Genomic DNA, 20,035 nt, shown 5'->3' with positions numbered 1-20,035 from the left:
ACCCGCCAGGACCGCCTCGGGGAAGCACAAAACCCGGTCCGGCGTGATGTGCCCGGACCGGGAAGGTGCCGTCGGCCGACCGGCCGCCGACGGTGACGTCAGGGTGTGCCGACGCACCGGCGGAAGACCCCGCCGACCAGTATGGGGACGCTGCTACGGATGACGCGGGTTACGCGCAACGGCCGTGGCGTCAAGCGCCCCGACGCCGCGCCGACGGACCGGACTCACCGGCCGACTCGTCGTCGTCGTCCTCGTTGTACAGATCCGCGTACCGTGCGTACGGGTCGTTGTCGTCCTCGTCGTCGTCCTCGAACGGCTCGCTGTTCGGCGGCTGGTTCGAAGTCGACGCGCCCAGCTCGTTGGCCAGGCGTGAGAGGTCAGTCCCACCGCTGTTGTACTTCAGCTGGCGGGCGACCTTCGTCTGCTTGGCCTTGGCCCGGCCGCGCCCCATGGCTCGACCCCCTCGGTGACGGGGCTCGGTGGCCCCAGAGTCTTGACACGCGTTCATGGTCGGGAACGGACTCTCCGTGGAGAGACCGGTCCGTAGGGCTTCCACGGTACCTGCTCCCGCGGTCATACGGTACGTCGCCCGCAGGACGCGCGGGTGCGCAAGACCGGTGAGGCGCCCCGTCCTCGCTGGTCACCCGCGATTTTAACCTCTTCTCAGGGGCCGACCCGCCGACGGAGGATGAGTCTCATCTCTCAGCCCCCTCGGCAGGGTCACGACACCTTCACACAGGGGCGGCGCCGCGCGTGTCGGACCCCCGCCCCGGGGTGGGATTCAGCGGCTCGCGGAACGCGCCTCGGCGATCCGGTGCTCGGCGATACGGTCGGCCGCGGCGGCCGGCGGAATCCCGTCCTTCTTTGCACGTGTGAATATGTCCAGGGTGGTGTCGAAGATCCGCGCGGCCTTCACCTTGGCCCGGTCGAAGTCGAAACCGTGCAGCTCGTCCGCGACCTGGATCACCCCGCCCGCGTTCACCACGTAGTCGGGGGCGTAGAGGATGCTGCGGTCGGCGAGATCCTTCTCCACCCCGGGGTGGGCGAGCTGGTTGTTGGCGGCGCCGCACACCACGGTCGCGGTCAGGGCGGGCACCGTGTCGTCGTCCAGGGCCCCGCCGAGCGCGCAGGGCGCGTACACGTCCAGTCCGCCGACCCGGATCAGCGCGTCGGTGTCGGCGGCGACGGTGACCCGCGGATGCAGATCGGTCAGCCGCCGGACGGCGTCCGCGCGGACATCGGTGACGACGACCTCGGCACCGTCGGCCAGCAGATGCTCGACCAGATGGTGACCGACCTTGCCGACCCCCGCGACCCCTACTTTCCGGCCACGCAGTGTCGGGTCGCCCCACAGATGCTGGGCGCTGGCCCGCATCCCCTGGAAGACGCCGTACGCGGTGAGCACCGACGAGTCGCCCGCGCCGCCGTTCCCGGGGGAGCGTCCGGTGGTCCAGCGGCACTCGCGGGCCACCACGTCCATGTCGGCGACATAGGTGCCGACATCGCAGGCGGTCACGTACCGGCCGCCGAGCGAGGCCACGAATCTGCCGTACGCCAGCAGCAGGGCCTCCGTCTTGATCCGCTCCGGGTCACCGATGATGACGGCCTTGCCGCCACCGTGGTCGAGCCCGGCCATGGCGTTCTTGTACGACATCCCGCGCGCGAGGTTCAGCGCGTCGGCGACGGCCGCCTCCTCGTTCGCGTACGGGTAGAAGCGGGTGCCGCCGAGCGCGGGGCCCAGCGCGGTGGAGTGGAGGGCGATCACGGCCTTGAGGCCGCTGGCACGGTCCTGGCAGAGCACGACCTGTTCATGGCCGCCCTGGTCCGAGTGGAACAGGGTGTGCAGGACGCCGTCGGTTACATCGGTCACGGTGGTGACTCCCGGATACGTAGCGGCGGTTGTGGGCCGGTTCCCGTACGGGTGGCGGGCCCGGTGGGACGAGACTAGAGCCTGCGCGCCACGGCGACGGGCACGTGCGGGGGATCACCCTCTCCCGGAGTACGGACATGGCACGATTCATCAGGGTTTGTCGCAGGTTTCCACGCCGGTCGGCGGGGGAGGGAGCAGAGGTGCCCAAGGTGTCCTCGGTGATCGTGCCGTACGCGTCCTACTTGCGCGTGTACGAGCCAGTGGCCGCCTTCCCGGAACCGGAACGCGGCCACTGGGCGCGTTACGCCCGCCGCCCCGACCGCCCCTCGTACCAGGACGAACTCCGGCGCTCGCTGGCGGACTTGCTGCCCGTGCCGCCGGTCCCGGTGCCGGTCCACGAGAGCGACGACGCGTTCGTCACGGAGGTCGACGGCGTGGTGTGCGTCTGCCCGTGGCGGACCCGGCTGCGGGGCTGGCAGGCGCTCGGTGAGCTGGCGTCCGGGGGCCGGCTGCCCCCGGCGGTGCTCGACGCGGTGCTGCCCCCGGTGGTGCGCCGCCAGAGCGCCGACGACTACGAGCGCTGGCGGGCCCGCAACCCGGACGCGCGCCCCTGGATCCGTACCGCGACCTGGCAGGTGCCGCTGGCGTGGTTCGTCCTGGTCACCGACGACGAGCGGGAGTACCTGACGGACGCGGACGGGCCGGGTTCCGGCGCCGGTGACGGGCCGGGCGACGGGGAGCCGGGGCCCGGGGAGGGGGCGCCGCCGGTGCTGCGTTACCGCACGCCGATGGTGCAGGCGCGGCGGCGGGTGGCGCGTGGCCTGAAAGCGCTGAAGGAATCACTGGGCGGCGGACCGCTCGTCGAGGGCCTGGTGGACGTGGGGCGCTGGCTGGAGGAGTTCCATCCGCGCTCGCTGGTGGAGCTCGACTACGGCGGTCTGGTGCACGCGCTGCCCGCCGAACATCTCGCGGCGGACCACTCGGCCGCGGACGTCGCCGCGGGCATCGCGGCGCTGCGGGCGGGCGACAGCGTGGCGGCCGGGGCGGTGTACGCGCGGCTGGTGGAGCGCTGGCGCGTGGTCCGGGACCGCCGCTCGGCGAACTGAGCCGGGCGGACAGGTCGGGGCGGGGTGGGCGCCGGGCGACGGATTCGGTCGCCGGAAGTCCCCATGTGGTCCGTACCTGTGGCAGTGTCCTGACAAGCTGTTCCCGGCGGGGTTCCGACCCGGCCGGCCGCGATCCGGCGGCCGTCCGGTCAGGGCGCGGGCCGGGTGGCGACGGATTCCGTCGTCGTGGACCGCGTACGGCCCTCGCGGGCGGTGCCGGTCGGGCGGATTCGGATGATGTGAGGGAGCGTCGGGACGTAGGTCCCGATCCGGTCTTTTGCGTCAAGCGTGATGGACCGCACTTACCGGGGCCTTGCGCCCATCACCCCTCCTCGTGCCAAAATAGGACAAGGAGTCCGGGGAGAGCTCCTTCCATCCGGCTCTGGTGCGGAATGCTCGGCAATGCGCGCTATGGGGGATCTGTGGACTCCTGCTCACTCTGTGACCGATTGTCACGGGGGTGTGACTGTCCGTTATGGCACGGTCCATCGGCATCCGTCGCTGATGAACACCTGGGAGGGCAATTCCATCGGTTTGGCCGACGCGGCTGGACGGATGGTGTAGTTGTAGTGCCGAGGACAAGCCGTTCGTCCTATAACCGACTCGACCCGCGTCCGCCATTTCGGGCAACGCGTGTCAAGGTGCAGAATTTAGAGGAAAGAACCGAGATGGTTCGGTTCTCCCGAGGAGGCCGCTCATGACCGCTCGCACCCCTGATGCCGAGCCGCTGCTGACCCCGGCTGAGGTCGCCACGATGTTCCGCGTCGACCCCAAGACGGTCACGCGCTGGGCCAAGGCTGGCAAGCTCACGTCGATCCGCACGCTCGGCGGGCACCGCCGCTACCGCGAAGCAGAGGTCCGCGCGTTGCTCGCGGGCATTCCGCAGCAGCGCAGCGAGGCCTGACCAACCGCACGACCTGCTCCACCGCTCCATCTGCTCGACCGCACCACCTGAACAACCGCACGACCGGGCCGAGTCACCGGGTCCCCCACCTGGTGTCTGCCCGTAACTCAGCTCCATACGACGTCGGTCCTGCCCCAACAGGGCCCACCCCGAGGCACGTGAGCAGTTCCGCCGAGGAAGCGTCATCGATCGCGCTGGACTCCGCCGGGTCCAGCGCGATTTTTTTGTGCGGATTCCGTGGCGCACGGGCACGGATTCCGTGGCGCGCCGGCCGCGCCCGCGGCCCGTCCGCCATCCCCAACGCCCCACTGCGGCCTCCTTCATGGCCTTCTGCGGCTCCCTGTGCCCTTCTCCGCGCCTTTCCGCCCCCCGGCCGACTCCTCCGGCCGTCGGGCCCTTCCGGGCGCCTCAGGCGCCCACGTGGCCGCCGCGCTCCGGGTCCCCGGTCTCGGGCCGCCGTGCGCTCCGGCGCCGACGCTGTGCGGGGCGGGCTTCGGGGCCCGCGTTCCCGGGGCCGTCCGACGGGCGTCCGCGGATGCCGTCCGGGGGTCCGGACGGGGTCCCGGCGGGGGTCCGGGCGAAGGGGTCGCCCGGGGGGTCGCGGGCCCTTCGCGGGCCGTCCCCGGGAGCGGCGTCGCACGGGCCGTTCCGCGGGCCGCCGGGGGGCGGTGTCGGATGTTCCGTGAACTGTCCCGGATGCCGGTGCAATTGCACATATTAAATTGACCCTTTGTAGGGCACGCGTAAGCCTGGGGGTTCCCAAAACTCTTACGGTGACACCCGTCACACCCGCGGGCGCTTGTTCGCCCCTTGTCCCCTGCGCTAGTGCGCCGGGCGCGTGCCCTCCGTGCCCACAAGCTTCAGCCTCCCACCCGGGGAGTGGGTGACCGACCCGCGGAAGTCACGCGTTCGAGGGACTTTCGTCCCCGATGTCTTCCGCCCGCTCCGGTCGCCGTGTAGACGACTCCACCGCCAGCCGGTGCAACGCGGCGCACACGGCGCAGTGCCGGACCCGATGGCGGTAGCGGACGGCCGCCGACAGATGGGCCCGCAGCAGTGCCCGTGTCTCACGCCGGGCGACAGCCCTCATGTGCCACCTCCAAGCCCCCGCGCGCGCGGCGCGCACGCCACTTGTGGAGGAGGTACCCGCCCGGCGCGCGGCCGTCAAGACCTCGCGCACGGAACGGGGATCGCGCGCGCAGGGGCGTGAGCGACGTGAGCGCGCGGGAAGCGGGGGCGCGGGGCGGACCGCCGGGGCCGGCCGTACGGCGGGCCTCACCGGCCGACCGTACGGCCCGGAACAGCAAGAAGGCCCACATCCGAGAGGATGTGGGCCACTATGCGGTCCTGACGGGATTTGAACCCGCGGCCTCCACCTTGACAGGGTGGCGAGCACTCCAAGCTGCTCCACAGGACCAGACTCAGCGGCGCCTTTTCGTGCGCCCCGCTGCGAAACAGGACTCTACAGCAGCGCAGGCCATGCGGTCGAACTCACCCAGCGTGCGGGGCCGATCACCGGGCCGGGGCGCCCCGCGGTCACGGCGCGGCGGCGTCGATGGCCTTCACGATCCGCTTGTCGGAGACGGGGTACGCCGTGCCCAGGGAGTGCGCGAAGTAGCTGACCCGCAGCTCCTCGATCATCCAGCGGATGTCCCGTACCTGGCGCGGCACCGGCCGTCCCCTGGGCAGCTGTTCGAGCAGCCAGGCGTACTCGTCCCGCATGTCGTGGACCTTCTCCATCCGGGCGGTGTCCCGGGGGACGCCGCCCGGCATCTGCTGGAGCCGCCGGTCCGCCGCGACCAGATAGCGCATCAGATGCGCCAGCCGCCCGATGCCCGCCTCGGTCACGAACCCGGGCTTCACCAGGGCGGAGAGCTGGGCCCTGACGTCCGCGGTGTTCGCCAGCAGCGCGGGGCTCGTCGTCGCCTTCAGCCGCCGCTCGGCGGCCTGCCAGGCGGCCAGCACCTGCTGGACCTGGCCCACCGTCCGCACGGTGAGGTCCACGATCTCCGCGCGGACCTTGTCGAACAGCTTCCGGAACGACTCCTCGTCCCACACCGGGCCCCCGAAGTCGGCGATCAGCCGGTCGGCCGCGGCGGTCGCGCAGTCCTCGAACAGGGCCTGCACCGAGCCGTGCGGATTGGCCGAAAGAGCCAGCTTCTGGGCGTTGCTGAGCTTGTCGAGGGCGAACTTCGCCGGATTCACCGGGATGTTGCGCACGATCAGCCTGCGGGTGCCCTTCCACATCGCCTCGGCCTGCTCCGCCTCCGAGTCGAAGAGCCGTACGGAGACGGTGTCCCCGTCGTCCACCAGCGCCGGGTACGCCTTCACCGGCTGACCCGCGCGGCGCGCCTCGAAGACCCGGGTCAGACCGCCGATCGTCCAGTCGGTGAGCCCGGAGCGCTCGATCGCGGTGCCGCCGGAGCGCTCCGTGGTGGCCGCGACGGCCCGGGAGACGGCCTGGCGGGCCTTGGGGGCCAGCCGCTGCCGCAGGGCCTCCAGATCCTTGTCCTCGGCGTCCGGGGACACCTTGCGGCGGCGCTCGTCGACCACCCGGAAGGTGATCCGCAGATGGTCGGGGACCTTCGCCCAGTCGAAGTCGTCAGGGGCGAGCTGCACCCGGACCATCGCGTGCAGCTCACGCGCCAGCGTCGTCGTCAGCGGCTCCTGGAGCGGGACCGCCCGCTTCAGGAAGCGCTGCGCCACGTCCGGCGCGGGGACGTAGTGCCGGCGGATCGGCTTGGGCAGCGAACGGATCAGCTCCGTGACGACCTGCCCGCGCAGCCCCGGGATCTGCCAGTCGAAGCCCTCGTCGGTGACCTGGTTGAGCACCGCGAGCGGGATGTGGACGGTGACCCCGTCGGCGTCCGCGCCCGGCTCGAACTGGTACGTCACCCGGAAGGTCAGCGGCCCCTGGCGCCAGGAGTCCGGATAGTCGGCCTTGGTGACCGCCTCCGCGGACTCCCGGATGAGCATCTCCCGCTCGAAGTCGAGCAGGTCCGGCTCCTCCCGGTGCTTGCGCTTCCACCAGGAGTCGAAGTGGGCGCCGGACACGATGTGTTCGGGCACCCGCTCGTCGTAGAAGTCGAACAGGGTCTCGTCGTCCACGAGGATGTCGCGGCGGCGGGCCCGGTGCTCCAGCTCCTCGACCTCGGTCAGCAGCCGGCGGTTGTCCGCGAAGAACTTGTGGTGGGTGCGCCAGTCGCCCTCGACCAGGGCGTTGCGGATGAACAGGTCGCGGGAGGTCTCCGGGTCGATCCGGCCGTAGTTGACCTTGCGGTGCGCGACGATCGGGACGCCGTACAGGGTCACCCGCTCGTACGCCATCACCGCGGCCTGGTCCTTCTCCCAGTGCGGCTCGCTGTATGTGCGCTTGACCAGATGACCGGCGATCGGCTCGATCCACTCGGGCTCGATCCGCGCGTTCACCCGGGCCCACAGCCGGGAGGTCTCCACCAGCTCGGCCGACATCAGGACCTTGGGCTGCTTCTTGAACAGCGACGAGCCGGGGAAGATCGCGAACTTGGCGCCGCGCGCGCCCAGGTACTCGTTCTTCTCGGTGTCCTTGAGGCCCACATGGGACAGCAGCCCGGCCAGCAGCGAGGTGTGCACGGCCTGCTCGGAGGCGTCGGTCTCGTTGACCACGACACCCATCGACTTCGCCACGGACCGCAGCTGGCTGTAGATGTCCTGCCACTCCCGGATGCGCAGGAAGTTCAGGTACTCCTGCTTGCACATCCGGCGGAACGACGACGAGCCGCGTTCCTTCTGCTGCTCGCGCACGTACCGCCAGAGGTTGAGCAGCGCGAGGAAGTCGCTGGTCTCGTCCTTGAAGCGGGCGTGCTGCTGGTCGGCCTGGGTCTGCTTGTCGGCGGGCCGCTCCCGGGGGTCCTGGATGGACAGCGCGGCGGCGATGACCATGACCTCACGGACACAGCCGTTCTTGTCGGCCTCGACGACCATGCGCGCGAGACGCGGGTCGACGGGCAGCTGCGAGAGCTTGCGCCCGAGCGGGGTGAGCCGCTTGCGGTGGTCCTTCTCGGCCGGGTCGAGCGCGCCGAGCTCCTGGAGGAGCTGGACACCGTCGCGGATGTTGCGGTGGTCCGGCGGGTCGATGAACGGGAACCGCTCGATGGCGCCGAGCCCGGCGGCCGTCATCTGGAGGATCACGGACGCGAGGTTGGTGCGCAGGATCTCGGCGTCCGTGAACTCGGGCCGGGACTCGAAGTCGTCCTCCGAGTAGAGCCGTACGCAGATGCCGTCCGAGGTACGGCCGCAGCGGCCCTTGCGCTGGTTGGCGCTGGCCTGGCTGACCGGCTCGATGGGCAGCCGCTGGACCTTGGTGCGATGGCTGTACCGGGAGATCCGCGCGGTGCCCGGGTCGATCACGTACTTGATGCCGGGGACGGTCAGCGAGGTCTCGGCGACGTTCGTCGCGAGGACGACCCGGCGGCCGGAGTGCGCCTGGAACACCCGGTGCTGCTCGGCGTGCGACAGCCGCGCGTACAGCGGCAGCACCTCGGTGTTCTGCCGCAGGACGCTGCCCGCGCGCGTGAACATCTTGTTCAGCGCGTCGGCGGTGTCCCGGATCTCCCGCTCGCCGGAGAGGAACACCAGGACGTCGCCGGGGCCCTCGCCCTGGAGCTCGGTCACCGCCTCGCAGATCGCGGTGATCTGGTCCCGGTCGCCGGCGTCCTCCTCGGCGCCGTCCTCCAGGAGCGGCCGGTAGCGCACCTCCACGGGGTACGTACGGCCGCTGACCTCGACGATCGGGGCGTCCCCGAAGTGCCGGGAGAAGCGCTCCGGGTCGATCGTCGCCGAGGTGATGATCACCTTCAGGTCCGGGCGGCGGGGGAGCAGCTGGGCGAGGTAGCCCAGCAGGAAGTCGATGTTGAGCGACCGCTCGTGGGCCTCGTCGATGATGATCGTGTCGTAGGCGCGCAGCTCGCGGTCCGTCTGGATCTCCGCGAGCAGGATGCCGTCCGTCATCAGCTTGACGAAGGTGTCCTGGCCGACCTGGTCGGTGAAGCGGACCTTCCAGCCGACGGCCTCCCCGAGGGGGGTTTTCAGCTCGTCCGCGACGCGTTCGGCGACGGTGCGGGCCGCGAGGCGGCGGGGCTGGGTGTGGCCGATCATGCCGCGGACGCCGCGGCCCAGTTCCAGGCAGATCTTGGGGATCTGCGTGGTCTTTCCGGACCCCGTCTCACCTGCGACGATCACCACCTGGTGGTCGCGGATCGCCGCGAGGATGTCGTCCTTGCGCCGGCTGACCGGGAGCTCTTGCGGGTATGTCACCTCGGGGACGCGGGCGCGGCGGGCCGCGGTGCGGGCCGCCAGGCGGTCGATCTCCGCGGTGATCTCCGCGAGGGCCGCAGTGCGGGCCTGCGGTTCGCGGATGCGGTGGGCGCCGTCGAGCCTGCGGCTCAGGCGGTGGGCGTCCCTCGGGGGGAGCTCTATGAGGCGCTCACCGAGGTCGCCTCGGGCGCCGGACACGGAAGCGGGCTGCGTAGACATACGTCCCCCAGGATCTCACCTCGCCGTTCCGGCTGACGAACCCTTTTCCCCGGGGTCCGTCCCGGCGGGTCGCCTTCGCTTGCGCTTCCCAGGTCTGTCCGGCTGGGCGCACTTCGTTCCTGTGCCGTCGCTCGGTGGTTTCGCGCAGTTCCCCGTGCCCCTGGATGCTGCCCCGGTCCGTTGCCCTTCGGGTGCGGGTGCGCCCTCGTCTTTGCGCAGTTCCCCGCGCCCCTTTGGGGCGCCATCTGCTTGTTCTTCGGGGCGGGGCCGGTCGGGATTCTCCGTCCTCGATCCGACACGCTCGGTCGGACGTCCCTCTTGCCCTACTGAAGAGCATCGGAGTCTGCGGGCAGAGATTCCCGCCCACCCCCTTCGGTAGCCATGCGACTGCGCGAGGAGGAGGGTGAAAAACAACCCCAGGTGGGCGCCCCTTCAGGGGCGCGGGGAACTGCGCAAAGACGAGGGCGACCCGCACCCGAACAGCGACCGCAACGGGGCACCACCCAGGGGCGCGGGGAACTGCGCGAAAACGAGGGCGACCCGCACCCGACGGACAGCCCGAAGGGGCAGCATCCAGGGGCGCGGGGAACTGCGCACCCACCGAGCGACGGCACAGGAAACAAGCGCGCCCACCCGGACAGGCCTCGGAAGCGGGAGCGAAGGCGACTCGCGGGGAACTGCGCACCCCCGTCCGGCCCGCACCGGGACAAGTGCGCCAGGCACGGAAACCTCGGGGCGGGAGTGGAGCTGAGCCGCAGGTCGGGGTGGGGGGTTGATGTAAGGGGAGGATAAAAGTTGAGTCGGACACGCTCAGGTCTGTTGACCCGGCCGGAGGCTTCGTGCATTCTTGAGTGTGTTCCGCTCAGGTTCGGTATCCGGACCCCCGGGCGGCGCGCAGCTGGTCCGAGCAAGCTTCTCTGGAGGAATCGAAATGGCACGTGCGGTCGGCATCGACCTGGGCACGACTAACTCCGTCGTCAGCGTTCTGGAGGGCGGCGAGCCCACCGTCATCACCAACGCAGAGGGCGCCAGGACCACGCCGTCCGTCGTCGCCTTCGCCAAGAACGGCGAGGTGCTCGTCGGCGAGGTCGCCAAGCGTCAGGCTGTCACCAACGTCGACCGGACCATCCGGTCCGTGAAGCGCCACATGGGCACCGACTGGCGCGTCGACATCGACGAGAAGGCGTTCAACCCGCAGCAGATCTCCGCGTTCATCCTTCAGAAGCTGAAGCGTGACGCCGAGGCCTACCTGGGGGAGAAGGTCGCGGACGCGGTCATCACCGTCCCGGCGTACTTCAACGACTCCGAGCGCCAGGCCACCAAGGAGGCCGGCGAGATCGCGGGCCTGAACGTCCTGCGCATCGTCAACGAGCCGACGGCCGCCGCCCTGGCGTACGGCCTCGACAAGGACGACCAGACGATCCTCGTCTTCGACCTCGGTGGCGGCACCTTCGACGTCTCGCTGCTGGACATCGGCGACGGCGTGGTCGAGGTGAAGGCCACCAACGGTGACAACCACCTCGGTGGTGACGACTGGGACCAGCGGGTCGTGGACTACCTGGTCAAGCAGTTCAACAACGGTCACGGCGTGGACCTCGGCAAGGACAAGATGGCCGTCCAGCGCCTGCGTGAGGCCGCCGAGAAGGCCAAGATCGAGCTGTCCTCGTCCACCGAGACCACGATCAACCTGCCCTACATCACGGCGTCCGCCGAGGGCCCGCTGCACCTGGACGAGAAGCTCACCCGCGCCCAGTTCCAGCAGCTGACCGCGGACCTCCTGGAGCGCTGCAAGACGCCGTTCCACAACGTCATCAAGGACGCGGGCATCGCCCTGTCCGAGATCGACCACGTGGTCCTGGTCGGCGGCTCGACCCGGATGCCCGCCGTCGCCGAGCTGGTGCGCGAGCTGACCGGCGGCAAGGACGCCAACAAGGGCGTCAACCCGGACGAGGTCGTCGCCATCGGCGCCGCGCTCCAGGCCGGTGTCCTCAAGGGTGAGGTCAAGGACGTCCTGCTCCTCGACGTGACCCCGCTGTCCCTCGGTATCGAGACCAAGGGCGGCATCATGACCAAGCTCATCGAGCGGAACACGACCATCCCGACCAAGCGGTCGGAGATCTTCACCACGGCCGAGGACAACCAGCCGTCCGTGCAGATCCAGGTCTACCAGGGCGAGCGCGAGATCGCCGCGTACAACAAGAAGCTCGGGATGTTCGAGCTGACCGGTCTGCCGCCCGCCCCGCGCGGTGTCCCGCAGATCGAGGTCGCCTTCGACATCGACGCCAACGGCATCATGCACGTGACCGCGAAGGACCTCGGCACGGGCAAGGAGCAGAAGATGACCGTCACCGGCGGTTCCTCGCTGCCGAAGGACGAGGTCAACCGCATGCGCGAGGAGGCCGAGAAGTACGCGGAGGAGGACCACGCCCGCCGCGAGGCCGCCGAGACGCGTAACCAGGGCGAGCAGCTCGTCTACCAGACGGAGAAGTTCCTCAAGGACAACGAGGAGAAGGTCCCCGGCGATGTGAAGACCGAGGTCGAGGCCTCGATCGCCGAGCTGAAGGAGAAGCTCAAGGGCGAGGACGCGGCCGAGATCCGGGTCGCCACCGAGAAGGTCGCCGCCGTCTCCCAGAAGCTGGGCCAGGCCATGTACGCCGACGCGCAGGGCGCCCAGGCCGGCGCGGCCGGTGCCGAGGGTGCCGAAGGCGCCGGTGCCAAGGCCGACGACGACGTCGTCGACGCGGAGATCGTCGACGAGGACCGCAAGGACGGTGCCGCGTGACGGAGGAGACCCCGGGCTTCGACGAGCACGACGAGCCCGCTGATGTCTCCGACGGCGCCGCATCCAAGAAGGCAGCCGACGCCGCCGACTCCGCCGAGCCCTCCACTTCGGAGGGCCCGGCGGGCCGGGCCGGGGACGCCAGCGCACAGAACGTGGGCCTGACGGCCGAACTGGACCAGGTACGGACCGCGCTCGCCGAGCGCACCGCCGATCTCCAGCGACTTCAGGCCGAATACCAGAACTACCGCCGCCGGGTGGAGCGGGACAGGATCGCGGTCAAGGAGGTCGCCGTCGCGAACCTCCTGTCCGAGCTGCTGCCCGTGCTCGACGACATCGGGCGCGCCAGGGAACACGGCGAGCTGCTCGGTGGTTTCAAGTCGGTGGCCGAATCGCTGGAGACGGTGGCCGCGAAGATGGGCCTCCAGCAGTTCGGCAAGGAGGGCGAGCCCTTCGACCCGACGATCCACGAAGCCCTGATGCACAGCTACGCGCCGGACGTCACCGAGACGACGTGCGTCGCGATCCTGCAACCGGGGTATCGGATCGGCGAGCGCACCATCCGCCCCGCGCGGGTGGCGGTGGCCGAACCGCAGCCGGGCGCGCAGTCCGTGAAGGACGGCGCGGACGGTCCGGAGCAGCCCGAGGGGTCCGACGCCGGTGACGGCGCGGACACCGCGGACGGCACCGGTGAGGGCGGCAAGGACGCCAAGAGCAAGGACAGCGGTGGCCCGGACGAGGGCTGACCGAGTCACGCGGGGAGAGGAGGGACGTCGGGGATGAGTACCAAGGACTTCATCGAGAAGGACTACTACAAGGTCCTCGGCGTCCCCAAGGACGCCACCGAGGCCGAGATCAAGAAGGCGTACCGGAAGCTCGCGCGCGAGTTCCACCCGGACGCCAACAAGGGCAACGTCAAGGCCGAGGACCGTTTCAAGGAGATCTCCGAGGCGAACGACATCCTCGGTGACCCCAAGAAGCGCAAGGAGTACGACGAGGCCCGCGCGCTGTTCGGCAACGGCGGCTACCGGCCGGGTCCGGGCGGCGCGGGCGGCAACAACTTCAACTTCGACCTGGGCGACCTCTTCGGAGGCAACGCGCAGGGCGGAGCGGGGGCCGGCGGCTTCGGCGGCGGGCTCGGCGATGTGTTCGGCGGGCTGTTCAACCGGGGCGGCGCGGGTACGGGTACCCGGGTGCAGCCCCGGCGTGGCCAGGACATCGAGTCCGAGGTCACGCTGAGCTTCACGGAGGCGGTCGACGGGGCGACGGTGCCGTTGCGGATGTCCTCGCAGGCCCCCTGCAAGGCGTGTTCGGGCACCGGCGACAAGAACGGCACCCCGCGCGTGTGCCCCACCTGTGTCGGTACGGGACAGGTGTCACGTGGCGGCGGTGGCGGATTCTCGCTCACCGATCCGTGCGTGGACTGCAAGGGCCGCGGTCTGATCGCGGAGACCCCCTGCGAGATCTGCAAGGGCTCGGGACGCGCCAAGTCGTCGCGGACCATGCAGGTGCGTATCCCGGCCGGTGTCTCGGACAAGCAGCGCATCAGGCTGCGCGGCAAGGGCGCCCCGGGCGAGCGCGGTGGTCCGGCGGGCGATCTGTACGTCGTCGTGCATGTGGGCGAGCACCCGGTGTTCGGCCGCAAGGGCGACAACCTGACGGTGACCGTGCCCGTGAGCTTCGCCGAGGCGGCCCTCGGCGGTGAGGTGAAGGTACCGACCCTCGGTGGTCCGCCGGTGACGCTGAAGCTGCCGCCGGGCACCCCGAACGGCCGGACCATGAGGGCGCGCGGCAAGGGCGCGGTCCGTAAGGACGGCACCCGCGGCGATCTGCTGGTGACGGTGGAGGTCGTGGTGCCGAAGGACGTGACCGGCAAGGCCCGGGACGCTCTGGAGGCGTACCGGGAGGCGACCGTGGACGTCGATCCGCGGGCGGAGCTGTTCGAGGCCGCGAAGGGAGCATGAACGCCATGGACGGGATGAGCACGGGCGGTCGGCGCAGGAACCCCTACCAGTTGACCGACGAGACGCCGGTGTACGTGATCTCGGTGGCGGCTCAGCTCAGCGGGCTGCATCCGCAGACCCTTCGGCAGTACGACCGGCTCGGGCTGGTCTCCCCGGACCGTACGGCGGGCCGGGGCCGGCGGTACTCCGCGCGGGACATCGAACTGCTCCGGCAGGTACAGGCGCTGTCCCAGACCGAGGGCATCAATCTGGCCGGTATCAAGCGGATCATCGAGCTGGAGAACCAGGTCGCCGCGCTCCAGGCGCGGGTGGCCGAGCTCCAGGCCGCCGCGGAGGGCGCGGCGGCGACGATGCGCCAGCGGGAGGCCGCGGTGCACGCCTCGTACCGCCGGGACCTCGTCCCGTACCAGGAGGTCCAGCAGACCAGCGCGCTGGTCGTGTGGCGGCCCAACAGGGGCCAGGAGTAGTCCGCCGCCGGGCCGTCGGGTCCGGGGGCCCGTACGCGGCCCAGGGGCCGGGAGGAACGCCTTCCGGCCCCTTCGGTGTTTCCGCGCGCGATCAACGCCGCCCGGCCAACCGGGGTGTGACTGTCAGTGAGGTGTGCGACGCTTGACCCGCTCGCCTGAACCCTGTGACCCAGGGTGGGGTCCGGTGCTCCGGCCCGGCAGGCGCCGACCGCGTGACCGGCGGTCCGGTGCCGCCGTCGGATCGTCCGGGTCCGGCCGCCGGCCGGAGTGAGCGGCCGTGCGGGGGTGCCGGAAGTCAAAGGGCCCCCCGGGTCGGCCAGGGGGATTGGCCGACTCGGGGGAAACCCGTGGGGCGACCAAGAATTCCCCTCCCCTCGCCCCGCGCTCCACTCTGCCGGTCACAGGAGGGCTACACCACCGTCATCTTGTTGCACTGTGCCAAGCGGAGGGGGGACGCAAGGGTAAAGAAGCGGGCGAATCGGTATGAACGGCACTCCGGAGGTGGGGACGGGGACATGGCTGAGGTACACGCACACGGGGTGGATCAGCTCTGCGGCGAAGGGGAGCGGGTGTACGCGGCGGCCCTGAAGGCGGGCCGCATCGACCGCGCGGCGGCGGCGGGAGCGCCCTGCCTGGTCGAACTGGCCCTGCTGTCCCCCGATCCGGAGGACACGGCGTGGCTGGTGCCCGAGCCGCCCGGCGAGGTCGTCGCCCGGCTGCTGCGCGGGCTGCGGGACGAACTGGGGCAGAGCCAGGCCCGCGCGGTGGCGCTGACCCGCCTCGCCGAGCGGTACACGGGCCTCGACATCGACACCGACGCCCCCAGCGCCGGGGCCGGCATCCGGGTCCTGGAGGGCAAGCCCCGGATCCGGGAGGCGATAGCGGAGGCGTCCGACGCCTGCATGATCGAGCACCTGGCGGTGCAGCCGGGCGGTGTGCGCCGCGAGTCCGTGCTCAACGACGCGCTGCCGCTGGCGCTGATCATGGCCGCGCGGGGCGTCAAGATGCAGACCCTGTACACCCACGCCGCCCGGCACGGCCAGGGACTGTACGAGTACCTGGAGCGGATGGGCGGCGCCGCGGAGGTGCGGACGCTGGACGAGGTGATCGAACGGCTCCTGATCTTCGACCGCAAGGTGGCGTTCGTCCCGGCCACGGAGGACCGGACCGTGGCGCTGGAACTGCGGCACCCCGGCCTCGTCCAGTTCCTCGCGATCGTCTTCGAGCGGCTGTGGCGGCTCGGACACCCCCTGGAGGCGCCGCTCGCCGCGGGCTCCGGGATCGAGGGCATCACCCGCCGCGAGCAGGCCATCGCGGCGCTGCTCGCCGAGGGCTACACCGACGGCGAGGTCGCCCAGCGGCTCGGCATCAACGTCCGCACCGCCCGCCACCACATCCGCAAGCTGAGCGAGGCGCTGGGCGCGGTGAGCCGCGCGCAGCTGGGTGTACGCATCGCCCAGAACGGCCTCGACAGCCCCCCGCGCCCCACCACGGAGGACGACCCGCCCGCCCCCGCGCACCAGGTACGCCCGGACACGCCCTAGGGGCGCGGGGAACTGCCCACCCCCGGTTCGAGCAGGCCCGAGCGCCCGATCAGATACCCCAGCTGCGCACGGCTGTCGCTGCCCAGCGTGCTCGCGAGCTTCGCGATGTGCACCCGCACCGTGCGGACGTTCATCGCCAGCCGCAGCGCGATCTCCGCGTCGGTGTGCCCCTCCACCAGCAGCTCCGCGATCTCGTACTGCCGGGCGGGCACGCCGTGCGGGGTGGTCCGCCGGGCCGGGGTGGGCCACATCGGGGTGGCGAGCCGCCACAGCCGCTCGAAGGTGGTCACGAAGTACCCCACCAGCGCCGGATGGTGGACCCGCAGGGCCACCGTACGGTCCTTCGCCGCGGGGATGAACGCGACCGCCCGGTCGATGACGACGAGCCGCTCGGTGACCTCGCTGAGGGTGCGGACCTCGACGTCCCCGCGCAACTGCTCGTAGTGGGCGACGACCGGCGCCGAATGGCGCGCGGTGTGCTGGTACAGGGTCCGCATCCGCGCCCCCCGCCCCAGCATGGCCTGCTCCCGGGGCCGTGCGGCGGCCAGCGCGCCGGAGGGCCGCGCCCCGCCCGGCTGGACGGTCAGCAGCTCGCCGACCGCGTGGGCCATCGCCTCGCCGATCGCGTGGTTGATGGTCCGGAGGCCGTGCAGCACGGTGGTCCCGGAGCCGTCCGGCCCGTCCGCCGCCGCGGCGTCCGGGGTGCCCAGCTCCATGAACGGTTCGAAGAGCTCCGCGAGGGTCGCCTCCCGTCTGCGGTGGCGGGCGATGTCGTCCTCGATCGCCCGCATCAGCTGCGGCAGCACCACCGCCGGGGCCGCGGGGAGCAGTCGCCCGGGATCGCCGGGGTCGGGGCGCAGCAGTCCGAAGTCGAGCAGACAGGGCGCCGGTGCGGCGTCCTGCCTGGTGATCCTGCCCGCGCGCAGCGCGCGGGCGTAGGTCTGTGTACCGGCCGCGCAGAGATTCTCGATCTCATGGGGGTCATGGCTCCGGTGCCCCGCGGGCGGGGTGGGGTCCGTCACTGCTGCCGCTCCAGAAGGGCCGGGCGGTCGGATTCCGGGGCCGCCCCGGCTGGTCGTCGGTCACTGATTGTGCTCCAGCATGCCCGATTGTGCGATGAGATAGCCCAGCTGGGCCCGGCTGCCGCTGCCGAGGGAGGCGGCGAGCTTGGCGATATGGGCGCGGCAGGTACGGACGTTCATCCCCAGCCGGCGGGCGATGGCCTCGTCCACGTACCCCTCGACGAGGAGTTTGGCGATGGACAGCTGGACGCCGGTGATGCCGTCGGGGGTGGACCGGTACGGGACCTCGTCGATGAGCGGGGTGGCGCGGCGCCACAACTGCTCGAAGACGCGCTTCAGATAGCGGACGAGTCCGGGGTGGCGCAGTTCCAGCGCCAGATCGTCCTTGCCGTCGGGGCCGCCCCCGGCGGGGATGAACGCCACGGTGTCGTCACAGACGATGAGCCGTTCGATCAGCTCCTCCAGGGTCCGGATCTCGATCCGGCCGTCGGCCATGCGGTCGACGTACGCCATCGTGCCCTGGCTGTGTCTGACGGTGTGCTGGTAGAGGGTTCTGATCCGGACACCCCGGTCGGTCAGGGGCCGGTCGCGTTCCAGCGCCTGGCTGAGGATGTGCTCACTGCGGCGTCCGCCGGGCTGGATGGTCAGGACCTCGGTGCGGCACTCGGCGGTGGCGACATTGAGTGCCGCGTTGATCCGGTCGATGCCTTCGAGGACGGTGATGGCGTGGGTCGGTGCGGGGCTCTGTGCGCTGATGGCCATGAACGGCTCGAATGATTCGGTCAGTTCGATGGACAGTCGTCGTCGGTCCAGGATCTCCCGTTCGATCGGGTGGAGGCGCTGTGCCAGTGCGACGGACGGGGGAACCGGCCGGAGCCAGTTCGCATCGTCCGGATCGGGGTGGAGAAGGGCGAATTCCAGGAGGCATGGCGCCGCTTCCGCCTCCGCTCGGGCGATCCTTCCGGCACTGAGTGCGCTCGCGTAGAGCTGTGCGCCCTCGGCACACAGTTCGGCCACGGAGTGGTGATGTGTCGGATGTGTGTTGGTTATGGGCAATTCTCCACCCCCCAGGGTCTTGAACGTGCAAGAACATGATGCATCGCTCCAGTGGTGTTGACGTGCCTGAATGAGCCATCGTCTTGTTGCACCGGGGGAGAGGACTTCATCAGGTGAGGACGAAGCCGACTATGTACAAGAGAATGCTTCGCTCAGTGCTGGCGACTTTCTCCGTGGTGGTGGCCGCCGGAGCACTCGGTGTCGTGGCCGGCTCCCAGACGGCCCACGCGGACACCGGTTGGGGCAGCAGGACCGTCCACTCGGTGCCCGACACCGGTTGGGGACCTGTCGCTCCGGCGAAGGCCAAGCCGGCCGGCACGGTCGTCAGGCCCGCGGACACCGGCTGGGGAAATTCAGCCCCGACCGCCGCGGACGCATGAGCACGCCCCCCGACGACCGGTCGTTCCGGCGCGAGATGGCCACCGCCTATCGCTCCGGATGGCACTTCATCGATCTGGTCACGGCCATCCCCCATCAGGGCGACTCGTTGATGGTGACCCTGTTCGGGGAGCCGGTCGTCGTCGTACGGGACGAGGAAGAGGACGTCCGCGCGTACCGATGTCTGCGCAGGCCCCGGGGCGCGCCCCGGCCGGTCCGGTGCGCCATCCGGTACGGAATGATCTTTGTGAATCTCGACCAGCGTGACCACGAACAACTGGTGGACCGTGACGCTCCGGCGGAACGCGACACCCCGAGGACCATCTCCGCCACCCCCCGCAGTGCCTGAGGCGATTCCCCCGTCGTTACAAGTCGCCCCAGGTACTTCCCCCCGCAGCGGCGCCACCGTGGACCTGAAACACGGTGGCGCCGCTGTCGTTCGTGGGCGGCCGTTGCGGGTCCCTGTGCTGGGCGCGCCTTTTGCTGTGCGGGTCGTGCCCGCTTGCCCTTGCTGGGTCTGTCCGGGTGGGCGTACTTGTTCCCGCACAGGTCGCTCGGTGGGTGCGCAGTTCCCCGCGCCCCTTCGGGGGCGCGTCTTGCGGTTCTCGTTCGGGTGCGGGCGGCCCGTGGTTGCTCGCGCGGTTCCTCGCGCCCCTGGGTCTGTCCGGGTGGGCGTACTTGTTCCCGCACAGGTCGCTCGGTGGGTGCGCAGTTCCCCGCGCCCCTTTGGTCGCGCCCCTTGCGGTTCCCGAGCGGGTGCGGGCGCGCCCCTGAGGTGCTGCCCCATTGCGGTCGCTCTTCGGGTGTGGGGCGGCCCTCGTTTGCGCAGTTCCCCGCGCCCCTTCGGGGCGCTCTCTTGCGGTGGGCGTCCGGGTGCGGGTTCGTTCGTGTGGGGGTCAGGCTCGGCCCAGGGATTTGGTTACTGTGATCTCGATCAGGACTCTTTGGGGGTTGGGGGCCGGGGTGCGGCCGTAGCGGGTCGCGTAGCGGGTTACCGCGTCGGCGATCCGGTCCGGGTCCCGTACGACCTCCGCGTGGCCCTCCAGCGTGGCCCAGCGGCCCCCGTCCACCTGGCACACCGCCACCGGCACCCGTGCCGTGCCGCCGTCGGCATCGGACCCCGTACCCGCAGCCGCCAGGATGTTGGCCACCTTGCGGCTCGTACGGTTGGTGATCACCCGGGCGATGCCCTTTTCTCCCGCTCCGTGCTCGTACGTCACCCCCACCGGAACGACATGCGGCGTCCCGTCCGGGCGCAGGGTGGTCAGGGTGCACAGATGCCGCTCCTGCCAGAAGGCGAGGTACGCGGGGTCGGGGGCGGACGGCGCCGCGGGGGAGGTCATGGCGGCGAATCTACGGGGGAGCCGCACTGCCTTCCTGGGGTTGAGTGGATTAGACTCAACTTTGTGTAAGTTGAGGGAGTCAGAACAG

General features: G+C 70.7%; 15 protein-coding genes and 1 tRNA gene. 8 read left to right on the top strand and 8 right to left on the bottom strand.

Annotated elements, in window-relative coordinates; genetic code table 11:
* Window positions 1-190: 190 nt before the first annotated feature.
* Entirely contained in the window at window positions 191-451 is a 261-nt protein-coding gene (locus tag OG711_RS18705; RefSeq protein WP_073783073.1) for a DUF3073 domain-containing protein, read from the bottom strand.
* A 330-nt stretch (window positions 452-781) separates the two neighbouring features.
* Window positions 782-1,870: a Leu/Phe/Val dehydrogenase gene (locus OG711_RS18700; protein WP_329559816.1), complete on the bottom strand. Its 1,089-nt coding sequence runs from the start codon at window positions 1,868-1,870 to the stop codon at window positions 782-784.
* 200 nt (window positions 1,871-2,070) lie between these two features.
* Between OG711_RS18700 and OG711_RS18695 the strand changes: the two genes are divergently transcribed.
* Together OG711_RS18695 and bldC are read left to right on the top strand one after the other, a co-directional pair.
* On the top strand, window positions 2,071-2,976 hold the full coding sequence (locus OG711_RS18695) for a hypothetical protein (protein WP_329559815.1): 906 nt from the start codon (window positions 2,071-2,073) through the stop codon (window positions 2,974-2,976).
* Between the two features lie 697 nt (window positions 2,977-3,673).
* On the top strand, window positions 3,674-3,880 hold the full coding sequence (bldC, locus tag OG711_RS18690) for a developmental transcriptional regulator BldC (RefSeq protein WP_003949541.1): 207 nt from the start codon (window positions 3,674-3,676) through the stop codon (window positions 3,878-3,880).
* Window positions 3,881-4,781: 901 nt separating this feature from the next.
* Here the strand turns inward: bldC and OG711_RS18685 are convergent.
* The 3 genes from OG711_RS18685 to hrpA form a co-directional block, all read right to left on the bottom strand.
* Complete coding sequence (locus tag OG711_RS18685) at window positions 4,782-4,970, bottom strand: DUF6274 family protein (protein WP_073783079.1); 189 nt, start codon at window positions 4,968-4,970, stop codon at window positions 4,782-4,784.
* Window positions 4,971-5,222: 252 nt separating this feature from the next.
* Window positions 5,223-5,297: transfer RNA gene (locus OG711_RS18680), tRNA-Asp, on the bottom strand.
* A 119-nt stretch (window positions 5,298-5,416) separates the two neighbouring features.
* Window positions 5,417-9,394 carry an ATP-dependent RNA helicase HrpA gene (gene hrpA / locus OG711_RS18675; RefSeq protein ID WP_329559814.1) on the bottom strand — a complete coding sequence of 1,326 codons (3,978 nt, stop codon included), beginning with the start codon at window positions 9,392-9,394 and terminating at the stop codon, window positions 5,417-5,419.
* A gap of 931 nt (window positions 9,395-10,325) precedes the next feature.
* Between hrpA and dnaK the strand changes: the two genes are divergently transcribed.
* The 5 genes from dnaK to OG711_RS18650 all read left to right on the top strand — a co-directional run bounded on the left by dnaK (window position 10,326) and on the right by OG711_RS18650 (window position 16,148).
* Window positions 10,326-12,176 carry a molecular chaperone DnaK gene (gene dnaK / locus OG711_RS18670; protein ID WP_073783083.1) on the top strand — a complete coding sequence of 617 codons (1,851 nt, stop codon included), beginning with the start codon at window positions 10,326-10,328 and terminating at the stop codon, window positions 12,174-12,176.
* Window positions 12,173-12,919: a nucleotide exchange factor GrpE gene (gene grpE / locus OG711_RS18665; RefSeq protein ID WP_073783085.1), complete on the top strand. Its 747-nt coding sequence runs from the start codon at window positions 12,173-12,175 to the stop codon at window positions 12,917-12,919. The genes dnaK and grpE overlap by 4 nt, the downstream gene beginning before the upstream one ends.
* A 33-nt stretch (window positions 12,920-12,952) precedes the next feature.
* Window positions 12,953-14,137, top strand: coding sequence for a molecular chaperone DnaJ (gene dnaJ, locus OG711_RS18660; protein ID WP_073783087.1), 1,185 nt, complete (start codon window positions 12,953-12,955; stop codon window positions 14,135-14,137).
* Between the two features lie 14 nt (window positions 14,138-14,151).
* A complete protein-coding gene (locus tag OG711_RS18655; protein WP_099279242.1) occupies window positions 14,152-14,604 on the top strand; it encodes a heat shock protein transcriptional repressor HspR in 453 nt (150 codons plus the stop codon).
* Between the two features lie 515 nt (window positions 14,605-15,119).
* Entirely contained in the window at window positions 15,120-16,148 is a 1,029-nt protein-coding gene (locus OG711_RS18650) for a helix-turn-helix transcriptional regulator (protein WP_073783089.1), read from the top strand.
* On the opposite strand, the gene OG711_RS18645 is transcribed toward OG711_RS18650, so the two are convergent.
* Both OG711_RS18645 and OG711_RS18640 read right to left on the bottom strand, forming a co-directional pair.
* Entirely contained in the window at window positions 16,145-17,170 is a 1,026-nt protein-coding gene (locus tag OG711_RS18645) for a helix-turn-helix transcriptional regulator (RefSeq protein ID WP_073783091.1), read from the bottom strand. The genes OG711_RS18650 and OG711_RS18645 overlap by 4 nt on opposite strands.
* A gap of 60 nt (window positions 17,171-17,230) precedes the next feature.
* On the bottom strand, window positions 17,231-18,187 hold the full coding sequence (locus tag OG711_RS18640; RefSeq protein ID WP_241561643.1) for a helix-turn-helix transcriptional regulator: 957 nt from the start codon (window positions 18,185-18,187) through the stop codon (window positions 17,231-17,233).
* Between the two features lie 415 nt (window positions 18,188-18,602).
* Between OG711_RS18640 and OG711_RS18635 the strand changes: the two genes are divergently transcribed.
* Window positions 18,603-18,953: a Rieske (2Fe-2S) protein gene (locus OG711_RS18635; RefSeq protein ID WP_073783098.1), complete on the top strand. Its 351-nt coding sequence runs from the start codon at window positions 18,603-18,605 to the stop codon at window positions 18,951-18,953.
* A 547-nt stretch (window positions 18,954-19,500) separates the two neighbouring features.
* Here OG711_RS18635 and OG711_RS18630 read toward each other — a convergent pair.
* Complete coding sequence (locus tag OG711_RS18630) at window positions 19,501-19,947, bottom strand: pyridoxamine 5'-phosphate oxidase family protein (protein WP_073783100.1); 447 nt, start codon at window positions 19,945-19,947, stop codon at window positions 19,501-19,503.
* Window positions 19,948-20,035 lie beyond the last annotated feature (88 nt).

The sequence above is a fragment of the Streptomyces uncialis genome, assembly GCF_036250755.1.
Lineage (GTDB): Bacteria > Actinomycetota > Actinomycetes > Streptomycetales > Streptomycetaceae > Streptomyces > Streptomyces uncialis.
This window is presented reverse-complemented; position numbering and strand designations above follow the sequence as displayed.